This is a genomic window from Stenotrophomonas panacihumi (assembly GCF_001431645.1).
GTDB classification, from domain to species: Bacteria; Pseudomonadota; Gammaproteobacteria; order Xanthomonadales; family Xanthomonadaceae; genus Stenotrophomonas_A; species Stenotrophomonas_A panacihumi.
Genome location: NZ_LLXU01000060.1, coordinates 37750 through 52542, shown reverse-complemented (window position 1 = coordinate 52542; position 14793 = coordinate 37750). Strand labels below are relative to the sequence as shown.

General features: G+C 67.6%; 16 protein-coding genes. 5 read left to right on the top strand and 11 right to left on the bottom strand.

From position 1 onward, the window contains the following. Positions 1 to 107: 107 nt before the first annotated feature. From pstB to pstS (ARC20_RS06165), 7 genes are all read right to left on the bottom strand, one after another. Positions 108 to 938 (bottom strand): phosphate ABC transporter ATP-binding protein PstB, encoded by an 831-nt coding sequence (gene pstB / locus ARC20_RS06195; protein WP_057645888.1) that lies wholly within the window; start codon positions 936 to 938, stop codon positions 108 to 110. A 19-nt stretch (positions 939 to 957) separates the two neighbouring features. Then, positions 958 to 1821 carry a phosphate ABC transporter permease PstA gene (gene pstA / locus ARC20_RS06190; RefSeq protein ID WP_057645886.1) on the bottom strand — a complete coding sequence of 288 codons (864 nt, stop codon included), beginning with the start codon at positions 1819 to 1821 and terminating at the stop codon, positions 958 to 960. After that, positions 1821 to 2795, bottom strand: coding sequence for a phosphate ABC transporter permease subunit PstC (gene pstC / locus ARC20_RS06185; protein WP_057645885.1), 975 nt, complete (start codon positions 2793 to 2795; stop codon positions 1821 to 1823). The genes pstA and pstC overlap by 1 nt, the downstream gene beginning before the upstream one ends. A gap of 114 nt (positions 2796 to 2909) precedes the next feature. Continuing rightward, entirely contained in the window at positions 2910 to 4007 is a 1098-nt protein-coding gene (pstS, locus tag ARC20_RS06180) for a phosphate ABC transporter substrate-binding protein PstS (protein ID WP_057645883.1), read from the bottom strand. 96 nt (positions 4008 to 4103) lie between these two features. Then, the gene (locus tag ARC20_RS06175; RefSeq protein WP_057645881.1) at positions 4104 to 4442 is read right to left on the bottom strand and encodes a hypothetical protein; all 339 of its coding nucleotides are present in this window, start codon (positions 4440 to 4442) and stop codon (positions 4104 to 4106) included. A gap of 559 nt (positions 4443 to 5001) precedes the next feature. Beyond that, positions 5002 to 5685: an SEL1-like repeat protein gene (locus tag ARC20_RS06170; protein WP_146165872.1), complete on the bottom strand. Its 684-nt coding sequence runs from the start codon at positions 5683 to 5685 to the stop codon at positions 5002 to 5004. A gap of 409 nt (positions 5686 to 6094) precedes the next feature. Beyond that, positions 6095 to 7111, bottom strand: a complete 1017-nt coding sequence (gene pstS / locus ARC20_RS06165) for a phosphate ABC transporter substrate-binding protein PstS (protein ID WP_057645878.1) — start codon at positions 7109 to 7111, stop codon at positions 6095 to 6097. A 277-nt stretch (positions 7112 to 7388) separates the two neighbouring features. Between pstS (ARC20_RS06165) and ARC20_RS06160 the strand changes: the two genes are divergently transcribed. Further along, the gene (locus tag ARC20_RS06160) at positions 7389 to 8603 is read left to right on the top strand and encodes a porin (RefSeq protein ID WP_057645877.1); all 1215 of its coding nucleotides are present in this window, start codon (positions 7389 to 7391) and stop codon (positions 8601 to 8603) included. A gap of 72 nt (positions 8604 to 8675) precedes the next feature. Here ARC20_RS06160 and nth read toward each other — a convergent pair whose 3' ends face one another. From nth to ARC20_RS06145, 3 genes are read right to left on the bottom strand one after another with little or no spacing between them, the layout of a single operon-like run. Further along, a complete protein-coding gene (gene nth, locus ARC20_RS06155) occupies positions 8676 to 9356 on the bottom strand; it encodes an endonuclease III (protein ID WP_057645875.1) in 681 nt (226 codons plus the stop codon). Further along, on the bottom strand, positions 9353 to 9718 hold the full coding sequence (locus tag ARC20_RS06150) for a hypothetical protein (RefSeq protein ID WP_057645873.1): 366 nt from the start codon (positions 9716 to 9718) through the stop codon (positions 9353 to 9355). The genes nth and ARC20_RS06150 overlap by 4 nt, the downstream gene beginning before the upstream one ends. Next, on the bottom strand, positions 9718 to 10497 hold the full coding sequence (locus tag ARC20_RS06145; RefSeq protein WP_057645872.1) for an enoyl-CoA hydratase/isomerase family protein: 780 nt from the start codon (positions 10495 to 10497) through the stop codon (positions 9718 to 9720). Before ARC20_RS06145 ends, ARC20_RS06150 begins: the two co-directional genes overlap by 1 nt. Positions 10498 to 10663: 166 nt before the next feature. Here ARC20_RS06145 and ARC20_RS06140 point away from each other — a divergent pair, with 166 nt between their 5' ends. The 4 genes from ARC20_RS06140 to ARC20_RS06125 all read left to right on the top strand — a co-directional run bounded on the left by ARC20_RS06140 (position 10664) and on the right by ARC20_RS06125 (position 14225). After that, the gene (locus ARC20_RS06140) at positions 10664 to 11365 is read left to right on the top strand and encodes an FKBP-type peptidyl-prolyl cis-trans isomerase N-terminal domain-containing protein (RefSeq protein ID WP_057645870.1); all 702 of its coding nucleotides are present in this window, start codon (positions 10664 to 10666) and stop codon (positions 11363 to 11365) included. A 187-nt stretch (positions 11366 to 11552) separates the two neighbouring features. After that, entirely contained in the window at positions 11553 to 12365 is an 813-nt protein-coding gene (locus ARC20_RS06135) for a CoA pyrophosphatase (RefSeq protein WP_057645867.1), read from the top strand. Further along, positions 12362 to 13243: a sulfurtransferase gene (locus tag ARC20_RS06130; RefSeq protein WP_057645865.1), complete on the top strand. Its 882-nt coding sequence runs from the start codon at positions 12362 to 12364 to the stop codon at positions 13241 to 13243. Before ARC20_RS06135 ends, ARC20_RS06130 begins: the two co-directional genes overlap by 4 nt. 52 nt (positions 13244 to 13295) lie before the next feature. Continuing rightward, positions 13296 to 14225: a DUF1684 domain-containing protein gene (locus tag ARC20_RS06125; protein ID WP_057645863.1), complete on the top strand. Its 930-nt coding sequence runs from the start codon at positions 13296 to 13298 to the stop codon at positions 14223 to 14225. 10 nt (positions 14226 to 14235) lie between these two features. Here ARC20_RS06125 and ARC20_RS06120 read toward each other — a convergent pair whose 3' ends face one another. Next, on the bottom strand, positions 14236 to 14793 hold the full coding sequence (locus ARC20_RS06120) for an N-acetylmuramoyl-L-alanine amidase (RefSeq protein WP_057645861.1): 558 nt from the start codon (positions 14791 to 14793) through the stop codon (positions 14236 to 14238).

Sequence of the window (14793 nt, the reverse complement as noted above, 5' to 3'; positions counted from 1 at the left end):
TCCCAGGCTGCCGTCCCTGGCGCGGCCGGGTCGGCTCCGGATCGTCCGGCCCGGCCATCCATGGCCGGGCGTTCTGCAGGCCGCGCGGCAGTGCCGCGCGACCTGCCTCACCCAAAGCGACCGGTGATGTAGTCCTCGGTCTGCTGCTTCGAGGGCTGCTGGAAGATCGTCTCGGTGCGGTCGTGCTCGATCAGGTCGCCCAGGTACATGAAGGCGGTGTAATCGGACACGCGCGCGGCCTGCTGCATGTTGTGGGTCACGATCACGATCGTGTACTCGCGCTTGAGTTCTTCCACCAGCTGCTCGATGCGGCTGGTGGAGATCGGGTCCAGCGCCGAGGTCGGCTCGTCGAGCAGCAGCACGCTCGGGCGCAGGGCCACCGCGCGCGCGATGCACAGCCGCTGCTGCTGGCCGCCGGAGAGGCCCAGCGCGCTCTGGTTGAGCTTGTTCTTCACCTCGTCCCACAGCGCGCCCTGGCGCAGCGCCTGCTCCACGCGGTCGTTCATTTCCGACTTGGAGAGCTTCTCGTGGTGGCGGATGCCGTAGGCCACGTTCTCGAAGATCGTCATCGGGAACGGCACCGGCTTCTGGAACACCATGCCCACCTTGGAGCGCAGTCGGTTCATCGGGTACTTGGGCGAGAGGATGTTCTCCTCGTCCAGCAGCACCTCGCCCTTGGCTTCCAGCTTCGGGTACAGCGCGTAGATGCGGTTGAAGATGCGCAGCAGCGTGGACTTGCCGCAACCGGAGGGGCCGATCAGCGCGGTGACGCGCTTTTCCGGGATCTCCAGGTTGATGTTCTTCAGCGCATGGAACTTGTCGTAGTAGAAGTCCAGGTTGCGCGCGGCCAGCTTGACCGGGGCCGGCGCGAGCGCGGCCTCGCCCGAGGCCGGGACGGCGATGCGCTGCATCGGCGCGGCGTTGTTGAGGTCGTTCATGGCGGAGGTCCGGGAGAGGTCAGTCATGGGTGATCTTGTTGCGCAGGAGCAGGGCGCGCGCGCCGAGGCTGACGAGCAGCACGAAGACGGTCAGCACCAGCGCGCCGGCCCAGGCCAGCACCTGCCAGGATTCATACGGGCTGCCGGCGTACTGGTTCATCACCACCGGCACGCTGGCCATCGGGCGGAACACGTTGCTGTTCCAGTACTGGTTGCCGAACGCGGTGAACAGCAGCGGGGCGGTTTCGCCGCTGATGCGCGCCAGCGCCAGCAGGATGCCGGTGACGATGCCGGCCGAGGCGCTGCGGTACAGCACCTGGACGATCACCTTCCACTGCGGGATGCCCAGCGACAGCGCCGCTTCGCGCATCTGCGAAGGCACCAGGCGCAGCATCTCGTCGGTGGTGCGCACCACCACCGGCAGCACGATGAACGCCAGGGCCAGCGAGCCGGCGAAGGCGGAGAACTGCCCGCCGGTCTGCATCACGTACAGCGTGTAGACGAACAGGCCCAGCACGATGGACGGCGCCGAGAGCAGGATGTCGTTGACGAAGCGCACCACCGTGCCGGCCTTGCGCGCATTGCCGTATTCGGCCAGCCAGGTGCCGGCGGCCACGCCCAGCGGCGTGCCGATGGCGATGGCCAGTGCGCACATCACCGCGCTGCCGAAGAAGGCGTTGAGCAGGCCGCCCTCGGCCATCGGCGCGGGCGTCATCTTGGTGAAGAGGTCCAGGTTGACGCCGGCCAGGCCCTTGGCCGCCAGCGTCCACAGGATCCAGCCGAGGAAGAACAGGCCGAACAGCGCGGTAGCGCAGGACAGGCCCAGCGCGACGACGTTGACGACGCGGCGGCGCAGGTACAGGCGATCGGAGACGGCGGACATCAGTTGCCTTCCTTGCGCGACAGGCGCAGCAGCATGAAGCGGGCGATCGCCAGCACGATGAAGGTGACGATGAACAGGACGAAGCCGAGCAGCAGCAGCGCCGAGCGGTAGGTTTCGGTGGCCTCGCCGAAGTCGTTGGCGATCAGCGCGGCGATGGTGGTGCCCGGCTCCAGCAGCGAGGGCGACAGGCGCACCGTGTTGCCGATCACGAAGGCCACGGCCATTGTCTCGCCGAGCGCGCGGCCCAGGCCGAGGAACACGCCGCCGATCACCGCCGAGCGGGTGTAGGGCAGCACGATGTCCCAGCTCACTTCCCATTTGGTCGAACCCAGCGCGTAGGCGGATTCCTTCAGGCGGGTCGGCACGGTGAGGAAGACCTCGCGCATCACCGAGGAGATGAAGGGGATCACCATGATCGCCAGCACGAAGCCGGCGGTCAGCGTGCCGATGCCCAGCGGCGGGCCCTGGAACAGGATGCCGATGCCCGGCAGCGTGCCGAGGTGGTCGTTCATCCACGGGGTGACGTATTCGGTCATCACCGGCACCAGCACGAACAGGCCCCACATGCCGTAGATGATCGACGGGATGCCGGCCAGCAGTTCGATGGCGGTGCCGATCGGCCCGCGCAGCCAGCGCGGCGCCACTTCGGTGAGGAAGAAGGCGATGCCGAAGCTCACCGGCACCGAGATCAGCATCGCGATCAGCGCGGTGACCAGCGTGCCGTAGATCGGCGCCAGGGCGCCGAACTTGTTCTCGACCGGGTTCCAGTCGGCCGAGTAGAAGAAGCTCAGGCCCTGCTCCTGCAGGGCATGGCGGCCGCCCCACAGCATGGACAGCGCGGCGCTGGCCAGGGCGACCAGCACGAAGATGACCGTGGCGGTGAGCACCAGCCGGAAGAAGCGGTCGGCGCGCGCGTCACGCAAGTCGCGCCCGAGGGGCGCGGTCATCGCTTCAGGAATAACAGTGGCATTCATGGGTGGGGGCTCGGCGTGGGCCGGCGAAGGCGCACAGGAGGGGAAACGCGGTGGCCGGGTGCGTTCGGCCGCGGGAAGCGCGCCTGCCGGGGAGGACGGCAGGCGCGCCTGGCATTACTTGAACTCGCTGCCCCAATAGGCCTCGATCTGCTTCACCAGCTCCGGCGGCAGCGGCACGTAGTGCAGTTCGTTGGCCTGCGCCTGGCCGTTCTCGAAGGCCCACTTGAAGAACGCCAGCGTCGCCTTGCTGCGCTCGGCATCCTTGGGCTGCTTGTGCATCAGCATGAAGTTGGTGGCGGTGATCGGCCACGCCTGCTCGCCCGGCGCGTTGGTGATGACCAGGTTGAAGTCCTTGGCGTTCGCCCAGTCGGCGCTGGCGGCGGCCGCGGCGAAGGTCTCCGCGCTCGGCTGCACCCAGTTGCCGGCCGAGTTCTGCATCGACGCGTACGGCATGTTGTTCTGCAGCGCGTAGGCCAGCTCGACGTAGCCGATCGAGCCCTTGATCTGCTGCACGTAGGAGGCCACGCCCTCGTTGCCCTTGCCGCCGACGCCGCCCGGCCACTGCACGGTGGTGCCTTCGCCGACCTTGTCCTTCCAGGTCTGGCTGACCTTGGAGAGGTAGTTGGAGAAGTTGAAGGTGGTGCCCGAGCCGTCCGAACGGTGGACGATGTTGATCTTGCCCGACGGCAGCGTCACGCCCGGGTTGGCCGCGGTGATCGCCGGGTCGTTCCAGGTGGTGACCTTGCCCAGGAAGATGTCGGCCAGCAGCGGGCCGGTGAGGCGCAGCTGGCCGGCGGCGATGCCTTCCAGGTTGACCACCGGCACCACGCCGCCGATGGCGGACGGGAACTGGCCCAGGCCGGCCTGCGCCAGCTCGGCCGAATCCAGCGGCTTGTCGGAGGAGCCGAAATCGACGGTGCCGGCCTTGATCTGCGCGATGCCGCCGCCCGAACCGATGGACTGGTAGTTGACCTTGTTGCCGGTGGCGCCGTTGTAGTCGGCCGACCACTTGGAGATCAGCGGATAGATGAAGGAAGCGCCGGCGCCGGAGATTTCGGCGGTCTTGGCGTCGCCGGCGGCGGGCGCGGCAGCGGTCGGCGCGGCGTGGCCTGCATCGGCGGCGGGCTGGGATTCGTTGCCCTGCTTGCAGGCCGCCAGGCCCAGGGCGATGGAAAGGGACAGGGCGGCGAGGGCTGCCTTCTGCAGTTTCATGCGAACTCCATAGCGGGTGCCGACGGGGGCCGGCGGGTCGACGCTATGAAATGATGTTTTTGTTACAGCGGGATGACATGGGTCGGAGGCGCCTGTTCAGGGTTCATTGGTCGCCTTCCCAGGAGCGGCGCAGATCCTCGGCGGGTAGCGGGGTATCACAGGGCTGGTACTGATGAAGCCGCGGTCCAGCGTCATCGCGTAGACGACGCAATTTTGGGGGTTGCAGGCCATGAATCGCGCGCCCAGGACATCCGCGAGCAGCGGGAACGCCGTGTAGATGCGGGGCATCTCGCGCAAGACCAGCGCTGCGGTCGCGGCATCGGCCACGGGTCTCGGCAGCGGGCGGGGATCGCACGTGTAGTAGGGGCCATGTTCGGGCGCGGGCGCCTGCCGAAGCACCTCGTAGAGCAGCAGGCCGAAGAGCAGCAGCCACAACAGCCAATGGCGGGCAAGAAATCGGAAGGTGCGGACGAAACTTTTGACAAAGGTGGCCCACGGGCGGACGTGGAAAGTGCGCCGTCTAGTCGATGCCACTTATCTGCCCCGGGTCGAACAAGGCTTTGGGGCGCCTACAGTCACACATCCAGTCTTCCCTGGCGTGCCAAAGACCGGTGGACCCGAACGAACCGGGACGGGACGGTGGACCGGGGCGTGTGAGCGAGGACGAACGGCCTTTGCGGGTGGCTTTCCTGGTGACTCAGTGCGTCTCCTTGCATCTCCTTCGGCGTAGAAGGAACCGTCAAATTGCTGCTGGTACCTTGCGCAGTAGCGCGCATTGCAGATGTTGTACTTGCTCCCCGCCGTGTAATCGAGAAAGGGCACCCTCGCAATAGGCGCTCGAATCGACCGAATGAAATTCGCCGTGATCGGATCCGCGTCGGGTACACGCAGTGGACAGGCTTCGCAGTAATAGGTGCCTCGCCCGGAGGCCATGAGTGCATAGCTAAACGCCGCGCCCATCGTGCCCAGGACGAACAAGACAATCCAAATCTTCTTACGGCTCACAGCAATCACGATAGATCTCCTTTGCGATTCTGGCCGCGTCGGCCTGCTGACTCGCAGTAAGTTTCGCTGCGGATTCCTCTTCTTCCTGCAGACTGATCGCGGGATCCGCGCGGGCTGCGGCGAGCTTGTAGGCCCGCGCCATCACCGGATCCGCTGGAGCCAGGATTCCATCCGCGTAGACCTGGCCTAGGCGTTCGAGCGCATTGACGCTGCCGCTCGACGCGGCATCCTTCAGGTGCGACAGGGCCGCAGTCTTGTAGGCGATGACGCGTTCCGGCTCACGGATGATGTCCGCCAGCGAGCCCATCACCATTTCGGGTTCCATGCTGTAAAGCAGTTGCGCAAGGGGATTTCCGAAGTCGGCGGCCAGCGATAGCCAATCGCCGACGTGCGCGTAATCCTCCCGGGCCAGGCCGCTGCATTGGCGGATGTCCTGTGCTTCTTCCGCCAAGGCGGCCTCTGCGCTGCCGAGTGCTTCGGCCCTGATCAAGAGCGCATCGGCGTCGCCGCGATCCCGATGCGCGCGCATGCATCGATTGATCGCCAGATGGATGAGGAGCGCCGCATGGCTGTCTCCCTTTCGTGCTGCGGGTGTGAGGGTGTCCACCAGCTCCCTGGGCGAGGTATCCGGCATTTCCGGGTAACCATCCAGTCGATAGGCCTTGGCGCCCAAGGGGACTGCCGGTGACGTGGCTTTCGCAATGGGCGCGTGCCGAAAAGTGCTTCGTGGATCAGTCGCTGCGGCAGCCGTCGTTTCGCCCGGGGGCGCGGGATTACGCGGCGCATGCGGCTTGCCTGCTGGCCTTGCCATCCAGATGGCTACCGCACAGAGCGCGATGGCAAGCACGGGCCACGCCCTTCGAAATACGCCGCTGGCCTTGAGAATCCGCACAATCGCTCTCGCTTGTTGCATGCGAGCTGGATCGTGAGCGTTTGAACCGCGGGGACACATTGGACGAATCGAACCCAACCCCACCTTGTCAAAATCGCTGGCATAAAAAAAAGCGCGGACCTTGCGGTCCGCGCTTTTCCAGGTGGATCCGGCGGGAGAGAGTCGCCGGATCCTCCGTGCCCGGGAAGGCTTACTTCATGTTCGCGGCCCAGTAGGCCTCGATCTGCTGCACCAGCGAGTCCGGCAGCGGCACGTAGTCCAGCTGCTGGGCCTGCGGGGCGCCGTTGTGGAAGGACCACTTGAAGAAGTCCAGCGCCGCCTTCGAGGAGGCCGGCTTCTTGGCCTTCTTGTACATGATCGCCCAGGTGGTGGCGGTGATCGGCCACGCCTCGGCGCCCGGGGCGTTGGTCATGATCAGGTTGAAGTCCTTGGCCGACTTCCAGTCCGCGGTGGCGGCGGCGGCCGAGAAGGCCTTGTCGTCCGGCTGCACGAAACGGCCGGCGGCATTCTTCAGGCTGGCGTAGTTGAGCTTGTTCTGCAGCGCGTAGGCGTACTCGACGTAGCCCACGCCGCCGCGGATCTGCTTCACGTAGGCGGCCACGCCCTCGTTGCCCTTGCCGCCGATGCCGGCCGGCCACTGGACGCTGGTGCCTTCACCCACGGCCGACTTCCACTCCGGCGACACCTTGGAGAGATAGTTGGTGAAGTTGAACGAGGTGCCCGAGCTGTCCGAACGGTGCACGACGGTGATCTTGACGTCCGGCAGCGCCACGCCCGGGTTCAGGGCGGCGATCGCCGGGTCGTTCCACTTGCTGATCTTGCCCATGAAGATGCCGGCCAGCGTGGTGCCGTCCAGCTTCATCGCGCCCGGGGCCACGCCCGGCACGTTGAACACCGGCACGATGCCGCCGATCACCACCGGGAACTGGCCCAGGCCGAACTTCGCCAGTTCCGGGCCGGTCAGCGGCTTGTCGGACGCGCCGAAATCGACGGTCGCGGCCTGGATCTGCGCGATGCCGCCGCCCGAACCGATCGACTGGTAGTTGACGTGGGTGCCGCTCTTCTCGGCATAGGCCGCCGACCACTTCGACAGCACGGGGTACACGAAGCTCGAGCCCGCGCCGGTCACGTCGGTCGCATTCGCGGCAATGCTGAGCGAAGCCAGGGCCAGCGCGAGCGGCAGGCGGAACTTGGAGATGGAAGTCATGTTGAGGATTCTCGGATGGGAGACGGCGCCACACGCCGTGGCGGCGCCATTGAAAGCGCCGTTGATGGCGGTTTGGCGACGGTGGGATGACAGTTGGATGACGGCCCGGAACTGGCCCGGAGCGTGCATGCGGCGTGCACGTTCCATGCGGCTGTCGTCTCGTTGTCACATTCGAGTCGCCGGAGTGTCACAAATTTTTCGGAAATTTAACGAGGTCGGTGTTCGCCATCACTTGGCACTCACTGCGTAAACCTCAAACCACTCCGGAGAATCTCCAATGCGTTCCAGCTTGCTCGCAACGGCCATCGCCACTGGCCTCGGGCTCACCGCTCTTACTGCCGCCGGCAATGCTAATGCGGCACCTCCCGCCGTGACCGCCGAGCAGCTGGCGCAGCTGCAGGCCCAGATTGCCGCGCTGCAGGCGCAGGTGGTCGAACTGCAGGCGCAGAATGACGCGCAGTCGGAAGTGAACGTCACCCAGGCCAAGGCGATCGAATCGACCGCCGATACCCAGAAGGCCGTCGACGGCCTGAAGAAGCTGGTCAACGACACCAAGATCGGCGGCCGCATGTTCTTCGACATGACCGACGTCGACCAGACCAACAACGGCAACAAGACCGACGCGTCCGGCTACGGCGTGGACGTCAAGCGCTTCTATCTGACCGTCGACCACAAGTTCACCGACGTCTGGTCGGCGAACCTGACCACCGACTTCCAGTACCTGTCGGCCCTCTCCAACACCGAAGTGTTCGTCAAGAAGGCTTACCTGCAGGGCAAGTTCGACGACGCCTTCGTGCTGCGCATCGGTGGCGCGGACATGCCGTGGGTGCCGTTTGCCGAGAAGTACTACGGCATGCGCTACGTCGAGAACACCCTCATCGACCGCCTGTCCTACGGCACCTCGGCTGATTGGGGCCTGCACGCCGGCGGCGACCTGGCCGACGGCATGATGAACTACGCCGTGTCGGTCGTGAACGGCCGTGGCTACCGCAACCCGAGCCGCAGCGAGCGCATGGACGTGGAAGGCCGCTTCGGCTTCGCCCCGACCCAGAACACGATCATTGCCGTGGGTGGTTACTCGGGCAAGCGCGGCCAGGACACCCAGAACATCGACCCGCCGCAGACCGCCGAGCGCTTCGACGCCATGGCGGCCTACGCCAGCTCGAAGTTCCGCGTCGGTGGCGAATACTTCTCGGCCAAGAACTGGGCCGTGACCAACGTGCGTGAAGACAAGGCCGACGGTTACTCGTTCTGGGCCAGCGTCGCGCTGACCGACGGCGGCATCACCGCCTTCGGCCGCTACGACAAGGCCAAGCTGAGCAAGGACATCGATCCGAGCCTGGAAAACACCTACTACAACGTCGGCGTGGAGTTCCCGGTCATCAAGGGCTTCAAGGTCGCAGCGGTCTACAAGAACACCCACCAGGAGAACAACGCCGCGGTGGATCTGAAGACCAAGGAATTCGGTCTGTGGGGCGACGTGTCGTTCTAAGCCGGACCCGCGTTTCGGGGTGAGAACGGCGGCGGGGATTTCCCTGCCGCCGTTTTCTTTTGCGCGGGCCGGTCAGGCGGCCTGCGTCTTGTCCGGGTACCGGCACAGGTCGCGGATCACGCATTGCGGGCAATCGGGCTTGCGCGCCTTGCACACGTAGCGCCCGTGCAGGATCAACCAGTGGTGGGCATCGAGCATGAATTCCGCCGGCACCACCTTCACCAGCTTGTCTTCCACCGCGCGCACGTCCTTGCCGGGCGCCAGGCCCGTGCGGTTGGAGACGCGGAAGATGTGCGTGTCCACCGCCATCGTCGGCTCGCCGAAGGCGGTGTTGAGCACCACGTTGGCCGTCTTGCGCCCGACGCCGGGCAGCGATTCCAGCGCGGCGCGCTCGCGCGGCACTTCGCCGCCGTACTGGTCCACGAGGATGCGGCAGGCCGCGATGACGTTCTTCGCCTTCGCGTTGTACAGGCCGATGGTGGAGATGTAGCGCTTCAGGCCTTCCTCGCCCAGGTCGAGGATCGCCTGCGGCGTGTTGGCCACCGGGAACAGCCGGCGCGTGGCCTTGTTCACGCCCACGTCGGTGGCCTGCGCCGAGAGCGTCACCGCGACCAGCAGCTCGAACGGCGTGCTGTATTCCAGTTCGGTCTTCGGATGCGGGTTGAGCTCGCGCAGGCGCGAGAACAGTTCGACGACTTCGGCCTTGCTCAATGTCTTGCCACGGCGCGCGGGCTTGCTGGCGGTGGCACTCATGCGGGATCGCGTCCGGCGGCGCGGGCCTTGGCGCGCGCTAGGATCGCCGCGGCGGCGGCGGGCAGCGCGGGTGCGGCGGGGCGATCCACCACCGGCGGCGGCGCGCGGCGGGCGTCGCGTTCGGCGGCGCGCCGCGCCAGGCGCGCGGCACGCTGGCGATATCGTTCGCGCGCTTCCCATGCGGTGCGCAGGTGGTCCTGCGCGGCGAGCAGGCGCCGTGGCAGGTCGGGATGCGCCGGGTCGAGCGCGTCGTCGTCCGGCTGCGGCTGGTAGTCCATCAGGCCGAGGGCGAGCGCCTGGTCGAGGTCGTCGGCCAGCACGCAGGCGAGCAGGGCGCGCGCATCGGGTGTCACGTTGGCCATCAGCGTCCCGCGAAGTTCGGCTTGCGGCGTTCCAGGAACGCACCGGTGCCTTCGCGCATGTCCTCGCTGGCGAACATCAGGCCGAACTGCGCCGATTCGAATTCCAGCCCTTCGTCGAGCCCGCATTCGCCGCCGACGATCACCGCGTCGAGGATCGCGCGCAACGCCAGCGGCGCGCTGGCGGCCAGGCGTTCGGCCAGTTGCCGGGTGGTGGCTTCCAGTTCCGCCGCCGGCACGACGCGGTTGAGCAGGCCGAGCTGGTGCGCGCGCTGCGCGTCGATCGGCTCGCCCAGCAGGCACAGTTCAAGCGCGGCGGCGCGGCCGGTCAGGCGCAGGAGCCGCTGGGTGCCGCCGAAGCCGGGGATCAGGCCGAGGTTGATTTCCGGCTGGCCGACCTTGGCGGTATCGGCGGCGATGCGCAGGTGGCAGGCCATCGCCAGTTCCAGCCCGCCACCGAGCGCATAGCCGTTGACCATGGCGATCACCGGCTTGGGCATGCGCTCGATGCGCCGCATCAGCCGCTGCCCGACCAGGCCGAAATCGCGGCCGGCCAGCGCGGGCAGGCCGGTCATCTGCGAGATGTCCGCGCCCGCGACGAAGGCCTTCGGGCCGGCGCCGGTCAGCACCACCACGCGCACGTCGGCGGCCTGCGCGGCCTGCGCGAAGGCGGCGTCCAGGGCGAGCAGGGTGGCCTGGTCCAGCGCATTCAATTTGTCCGGGCGGTTGACGGTGATCGTGCGAATGCCCTCGGCGGTGGCGACGAGGACGCTTTCGGACATGGATGAACCTCCGGATAAGTAAAAAAATAGTGAAGGGGGAACTTCCGAAACCCTTGCCTGTCATAGCTTGCGGCGCTGGTAGCGGACCTTCGAAGCGGTCGCTATCCTAGCGCGTCACCTCAGGCGGCAGCCCCGTCCTGTGCCACCACCCTGGAGAAATTTTTCAATGAAGTTGCGTTCGATCGCGGTCGCCGTGGCGGCCCTGGCCCTGACGGGCAATGCGCTGGCCCAGGACACCTCGTCCGAGAAGGGCAAGCTGAGCTACTACTTCGGCTACGACTATGGCAACAACCTGGCCGAGCTGACCGGCCGTGGTGAGCAGCTGGACATCAACTCGGTCATCAAGGGCCTGCAGGACGCGTACGCGAAGAAGCAGCCGGCGATCACCGCCGACCAGCTGAAGCCGGCCGTCGAGGCGTTCCAGAAGCGCGAGCAGGCCCGTGCCCAGCAGGCCAAGGCCGAGTACGACAAGGCCGCCGCCGAGAACAAGACCAAGAGCGACCAGTTCCTGGCGCAGAACAAGTCCGCCGCCGGCGTGCAGGTTCTGCCGGGTGGCGTGCAGTACAAAGTGCTGGAGAAGGGCACCGGCGCCAAGCCGACCCAGGCCAGCACCGTGCAGCTGGAAGTGGCCGGTCCGTTCCCGTACGGCCAGCGTCCGGCGCAGCCGCGCCCGGCGCAGCAGATTCCGGCGATGAAGCTGAGCCAGGTCGAGATGCAGGCCATGCGCGACACGCTGCTGCAGATGCCGGCCGGCTCGAAGTGGGAAGTCACCCTGCCGCCGGAGAAGGCCTACGGCGCCGATCCGCGTACCCCGTTCCCGCCGAACGTGGCCGTGCAGTTCGAGATCAAGCTGGTGAGCGTGAAGTAAGCGCGCTTTTTGCTTGGCAAGTAGTGGGAGACGCCGGCCGAGAGGTCGGCGTCTTTTTTTGTCCGCTTGAAAAGCGTGGCCTGGTCGCGCGGCGCCTGCCCCCGGACGCCCTCGGAACATCCCGCGATCTGTGCGGCCGTCGAAAGCGACCATGGGCGCGGAAACGATTTCGCGCTACGCTCGCTGAGTGTCTGCTTCCAAGGATCGCGCGCATCATGCTGTGGCTTCCCCCTGCGTCGGCCAGTGCGCGCTCGATGCCGAGCGCCTGTGTCGCCGGTGTCGCCGCAGCCTGGATGAAATCGCGCGGTGGCCCGACATGAGCGAGGCCGAACGTCGCCACCTGATGGATGAGGTGTTGCCTACGCGCGCGCCGGCCTCGCGTTTCGACCTGCAGCTGCCCGAGCGCGACCTGCTCGTGCGCGCGCTGTATCCGCCGCAGGTCGCGCCCGCCGGGCCGGGCTGGAACCACGATGATCTCGTCGATGTGCTCGCCGGTGGCGTGTCCGCCGAAGCGGCGGTGCTCGCCGGCCTGGTGCCTCGCCACGATGGCACCCGCGTGCTGCTGACGCGGCGTAACGACACGCTGCGCCACCACGCCGGGCAGGTGAGTTTTCCCGGCGGGCGGGTCGAGCCTTCCGATGCCAGCGCCGCAGCCGCCGCGCTGCGCGAGAGCTGCGAGGAGATCGCCTTGGCGCCCGCGCAGGCCAGCGTGCTGGGTTATCTGGATCCGTTCCTCACCGTCAGCGGTTTCCGGGTCACGCCGGTGGTGGCGGTGATCGACCCGGCGTTCGTGCCGGTGCCGCAGCCCGACGAAGTGGCCGAGGTGTTCGAAGTGCCGCTGGCCTACCTGATGGACCCCGGCAACCTGCGCAGCATCGACATCGAATTTCGCGGGCGCCCGCGCCGGGTACTGGAATACGCCTGGCCCGGGCAGCGCATCTGGGGCGCCACCGCCGCCATCCTGCTCAACCTGCGTCGCCGCCTGGAGCACATCGCATGACCGATTGGCAGACCCTCGTCGACCCCGCCACGCTGGCCACCGCGCTCGGCCATGCCGACCTGCGCATCGTCGACGCGCGCTTCGCGCCGGCCACGGTGGACGACCCGGATTTCGGGCGTCGCGCGCATGCCGAATCGCACCTGCCCGGCGCGGTGTATGCCGATCTCAATCGCGAACTGTCCGATCTCTCGCGTCCGGGCCTGGGCCGCCATCCGCTGCCGCAGGTCGCCGATTTCACCGCCGCGCTCGGCCGCTGGGGCATCACCCCGCAGAGCCAGGTGGTGGTGTACGACGCCGCCGACGGCAGCATGGCCGCCGCGCGGTTGTGGTGGCTGCTGCGCCTGCTGGGCCATCGGCGGGTGGCGGTGCTGGATGGCGGGCTGGCCGCGTGGCGGGCCGCCGGGCTGGCCGAAAGCACGCAGGCGTCGGCCTATCCGCATGCGCCGGCGTACCCGGGGACGTTCGACATGACCCAGGTGGCCGATGCCGAAGAGGTCGGCCGTCGCACCGGTGAAGCGCCCGGCTGGCTGATCGACGTGCGTTCGCCGGAACGTTTCGCCGGCCAGGCCGAACCGATCGACCCGGTGGCCGGCCACGTGCCCGGCGCGATCAACCGGCCGTTGCCGCTGAGCCTGTCGGGCGGCCGGTTCCTGCCCCCCGCGCAGCTGCACGCCGACCTGCTGCCGCGCCTGGGCGGCCATGCGCCGGCCGAGATCGTGCTGATGTGCGGCTCCGGGGTGACCGCCTGCCACACGCTGCTGGCGATGGAAGCAGCCGGCCTGCACGGCGCCCGCGTCTACGCCGGGTCATGGAGTGGCTGGATCAGTGACCCTTCACGCCCGATCGCGACCGGGGACGTCCCGTCTGCGGCACAATAGGGACAGGCAACCGCGGCCGGCATGGGCCGGCGCGGATCTCGGGGGCGGTGCGATGCGTTGGCGGGCGTGGGCCGTGTGCGGCCTGGCGATGGTGATGGCAGCCTGTTCCGATGGCGCGGGGACCGCGACGTCGGCGTCCGCGCTGCTGGGTGCCCGCGACGCCGATGGCTACAGCGCGCAGATCGAGAAATGGCGCAAGGCACGACTGGATGCCCTGCGCGCGCCGGATGGCTGGCTGAGCTACACCGGCTCCGGTCGCCTGCGTCCCGGCAGCTACCGTGTCGGCACCGCCGCCGACAACGACATCGGCCTGTCCTCCGGTCCGCCGCGGCTGGGCCTGCTCACCGTGGAAGAAGGGCGTATCCGTTTCGAGGCCGCGCGTGGCGTGGACGTGCGCCTGCGCGGGCAGCCGGTCGCGCAGGTGCAGCTGGTGCCCGAGGAGGCCGGCCGCAAGGCCGATCGCCTGGATGTCGGCGGCAGCCAGTTCTACGTCGTGCGGACGGGCCCGGTGTACGGCTGGCGTTTTCGCGATCCCGACGCGCCGATGCGGCACAAACTCTCCGAAATCGAACACTTCCCGGTGGATCCGCGCTGGCGGGTACAGGCGCGCTGGATACCGTATGCCAAGCCAAAGCCGATCACTCTGCTGACGTCCATCGGTACGCCGCTGGCGGCGTGGATTCCCGGCGAAGCGGTGTTCGAGCGCGACGGCCACCAGTACCGGCTGCATCCGGTGACGCAGCCCAACGACACCAAGCTGTTCTTCATCTTCTCCGACCGCACCAGCGGCAAGGAGACGTATGGCGGGGCGCGCTACCTGTTCGTCGAGCCGCCCGCCGATGGCACGCTGGTGCTGGACTTCAACCGCGCCGAGAACCCGCCGTGCGCGCTGACGCCCCACCTGGTGTGCCCGATCGCACCGCCGGCCAATCGCCTCGACCTGGCGGTCAACGCCGGCGAGAAGACCTATATCGCCAACTGAGCGCGGCGGGTCAGCCGCCTGCGCCGTCGAACACCGACTGGATGCGCGGCCACGGGAAACGCGGGCCGGGGTCGAGCTTGCGCCGCACCTGCACGGCCGGGTCGTCGGTGGCGGCCTCCAGGGTGGTATCCAGCGCCTCGTGACCGGCGATCGCGTTGATCGAAGGCACCTCCGCGCGCAGCCAGCGCAGCAGGTCTTCCAGCGCCCGCAGCTGCGCTTCCGGATAGTCCTCGTCCATGGCCTGGTGGCGCGAGTCCAGCCAGTGCGGATAGCGCCCGCGGTTGACCAGTTCGATCCCCAGCGAATGCGCGTTCTGCCCGCGCACGTGGTGGGCGACGCGATCCAGTGCCACGTACTGCGCTACGTGGCCGTCGCGGTCGATGTAGAAGTGGCCGCTGTTGCCGGTGCCGTTCTCGTACAGGGCGCGCTCGCCGTATTCGCGCGCCATCGCCAGGTCCGGCAGCTCGGTGCAGTGGATCACCACCAGCGTGATGTCACCCGGCTTGCGCAGCGCCAGCTGGGCTTCGTAAGGCAGGGGCGCGGAGTGGATCCAGGGCGGTGTCGGCAT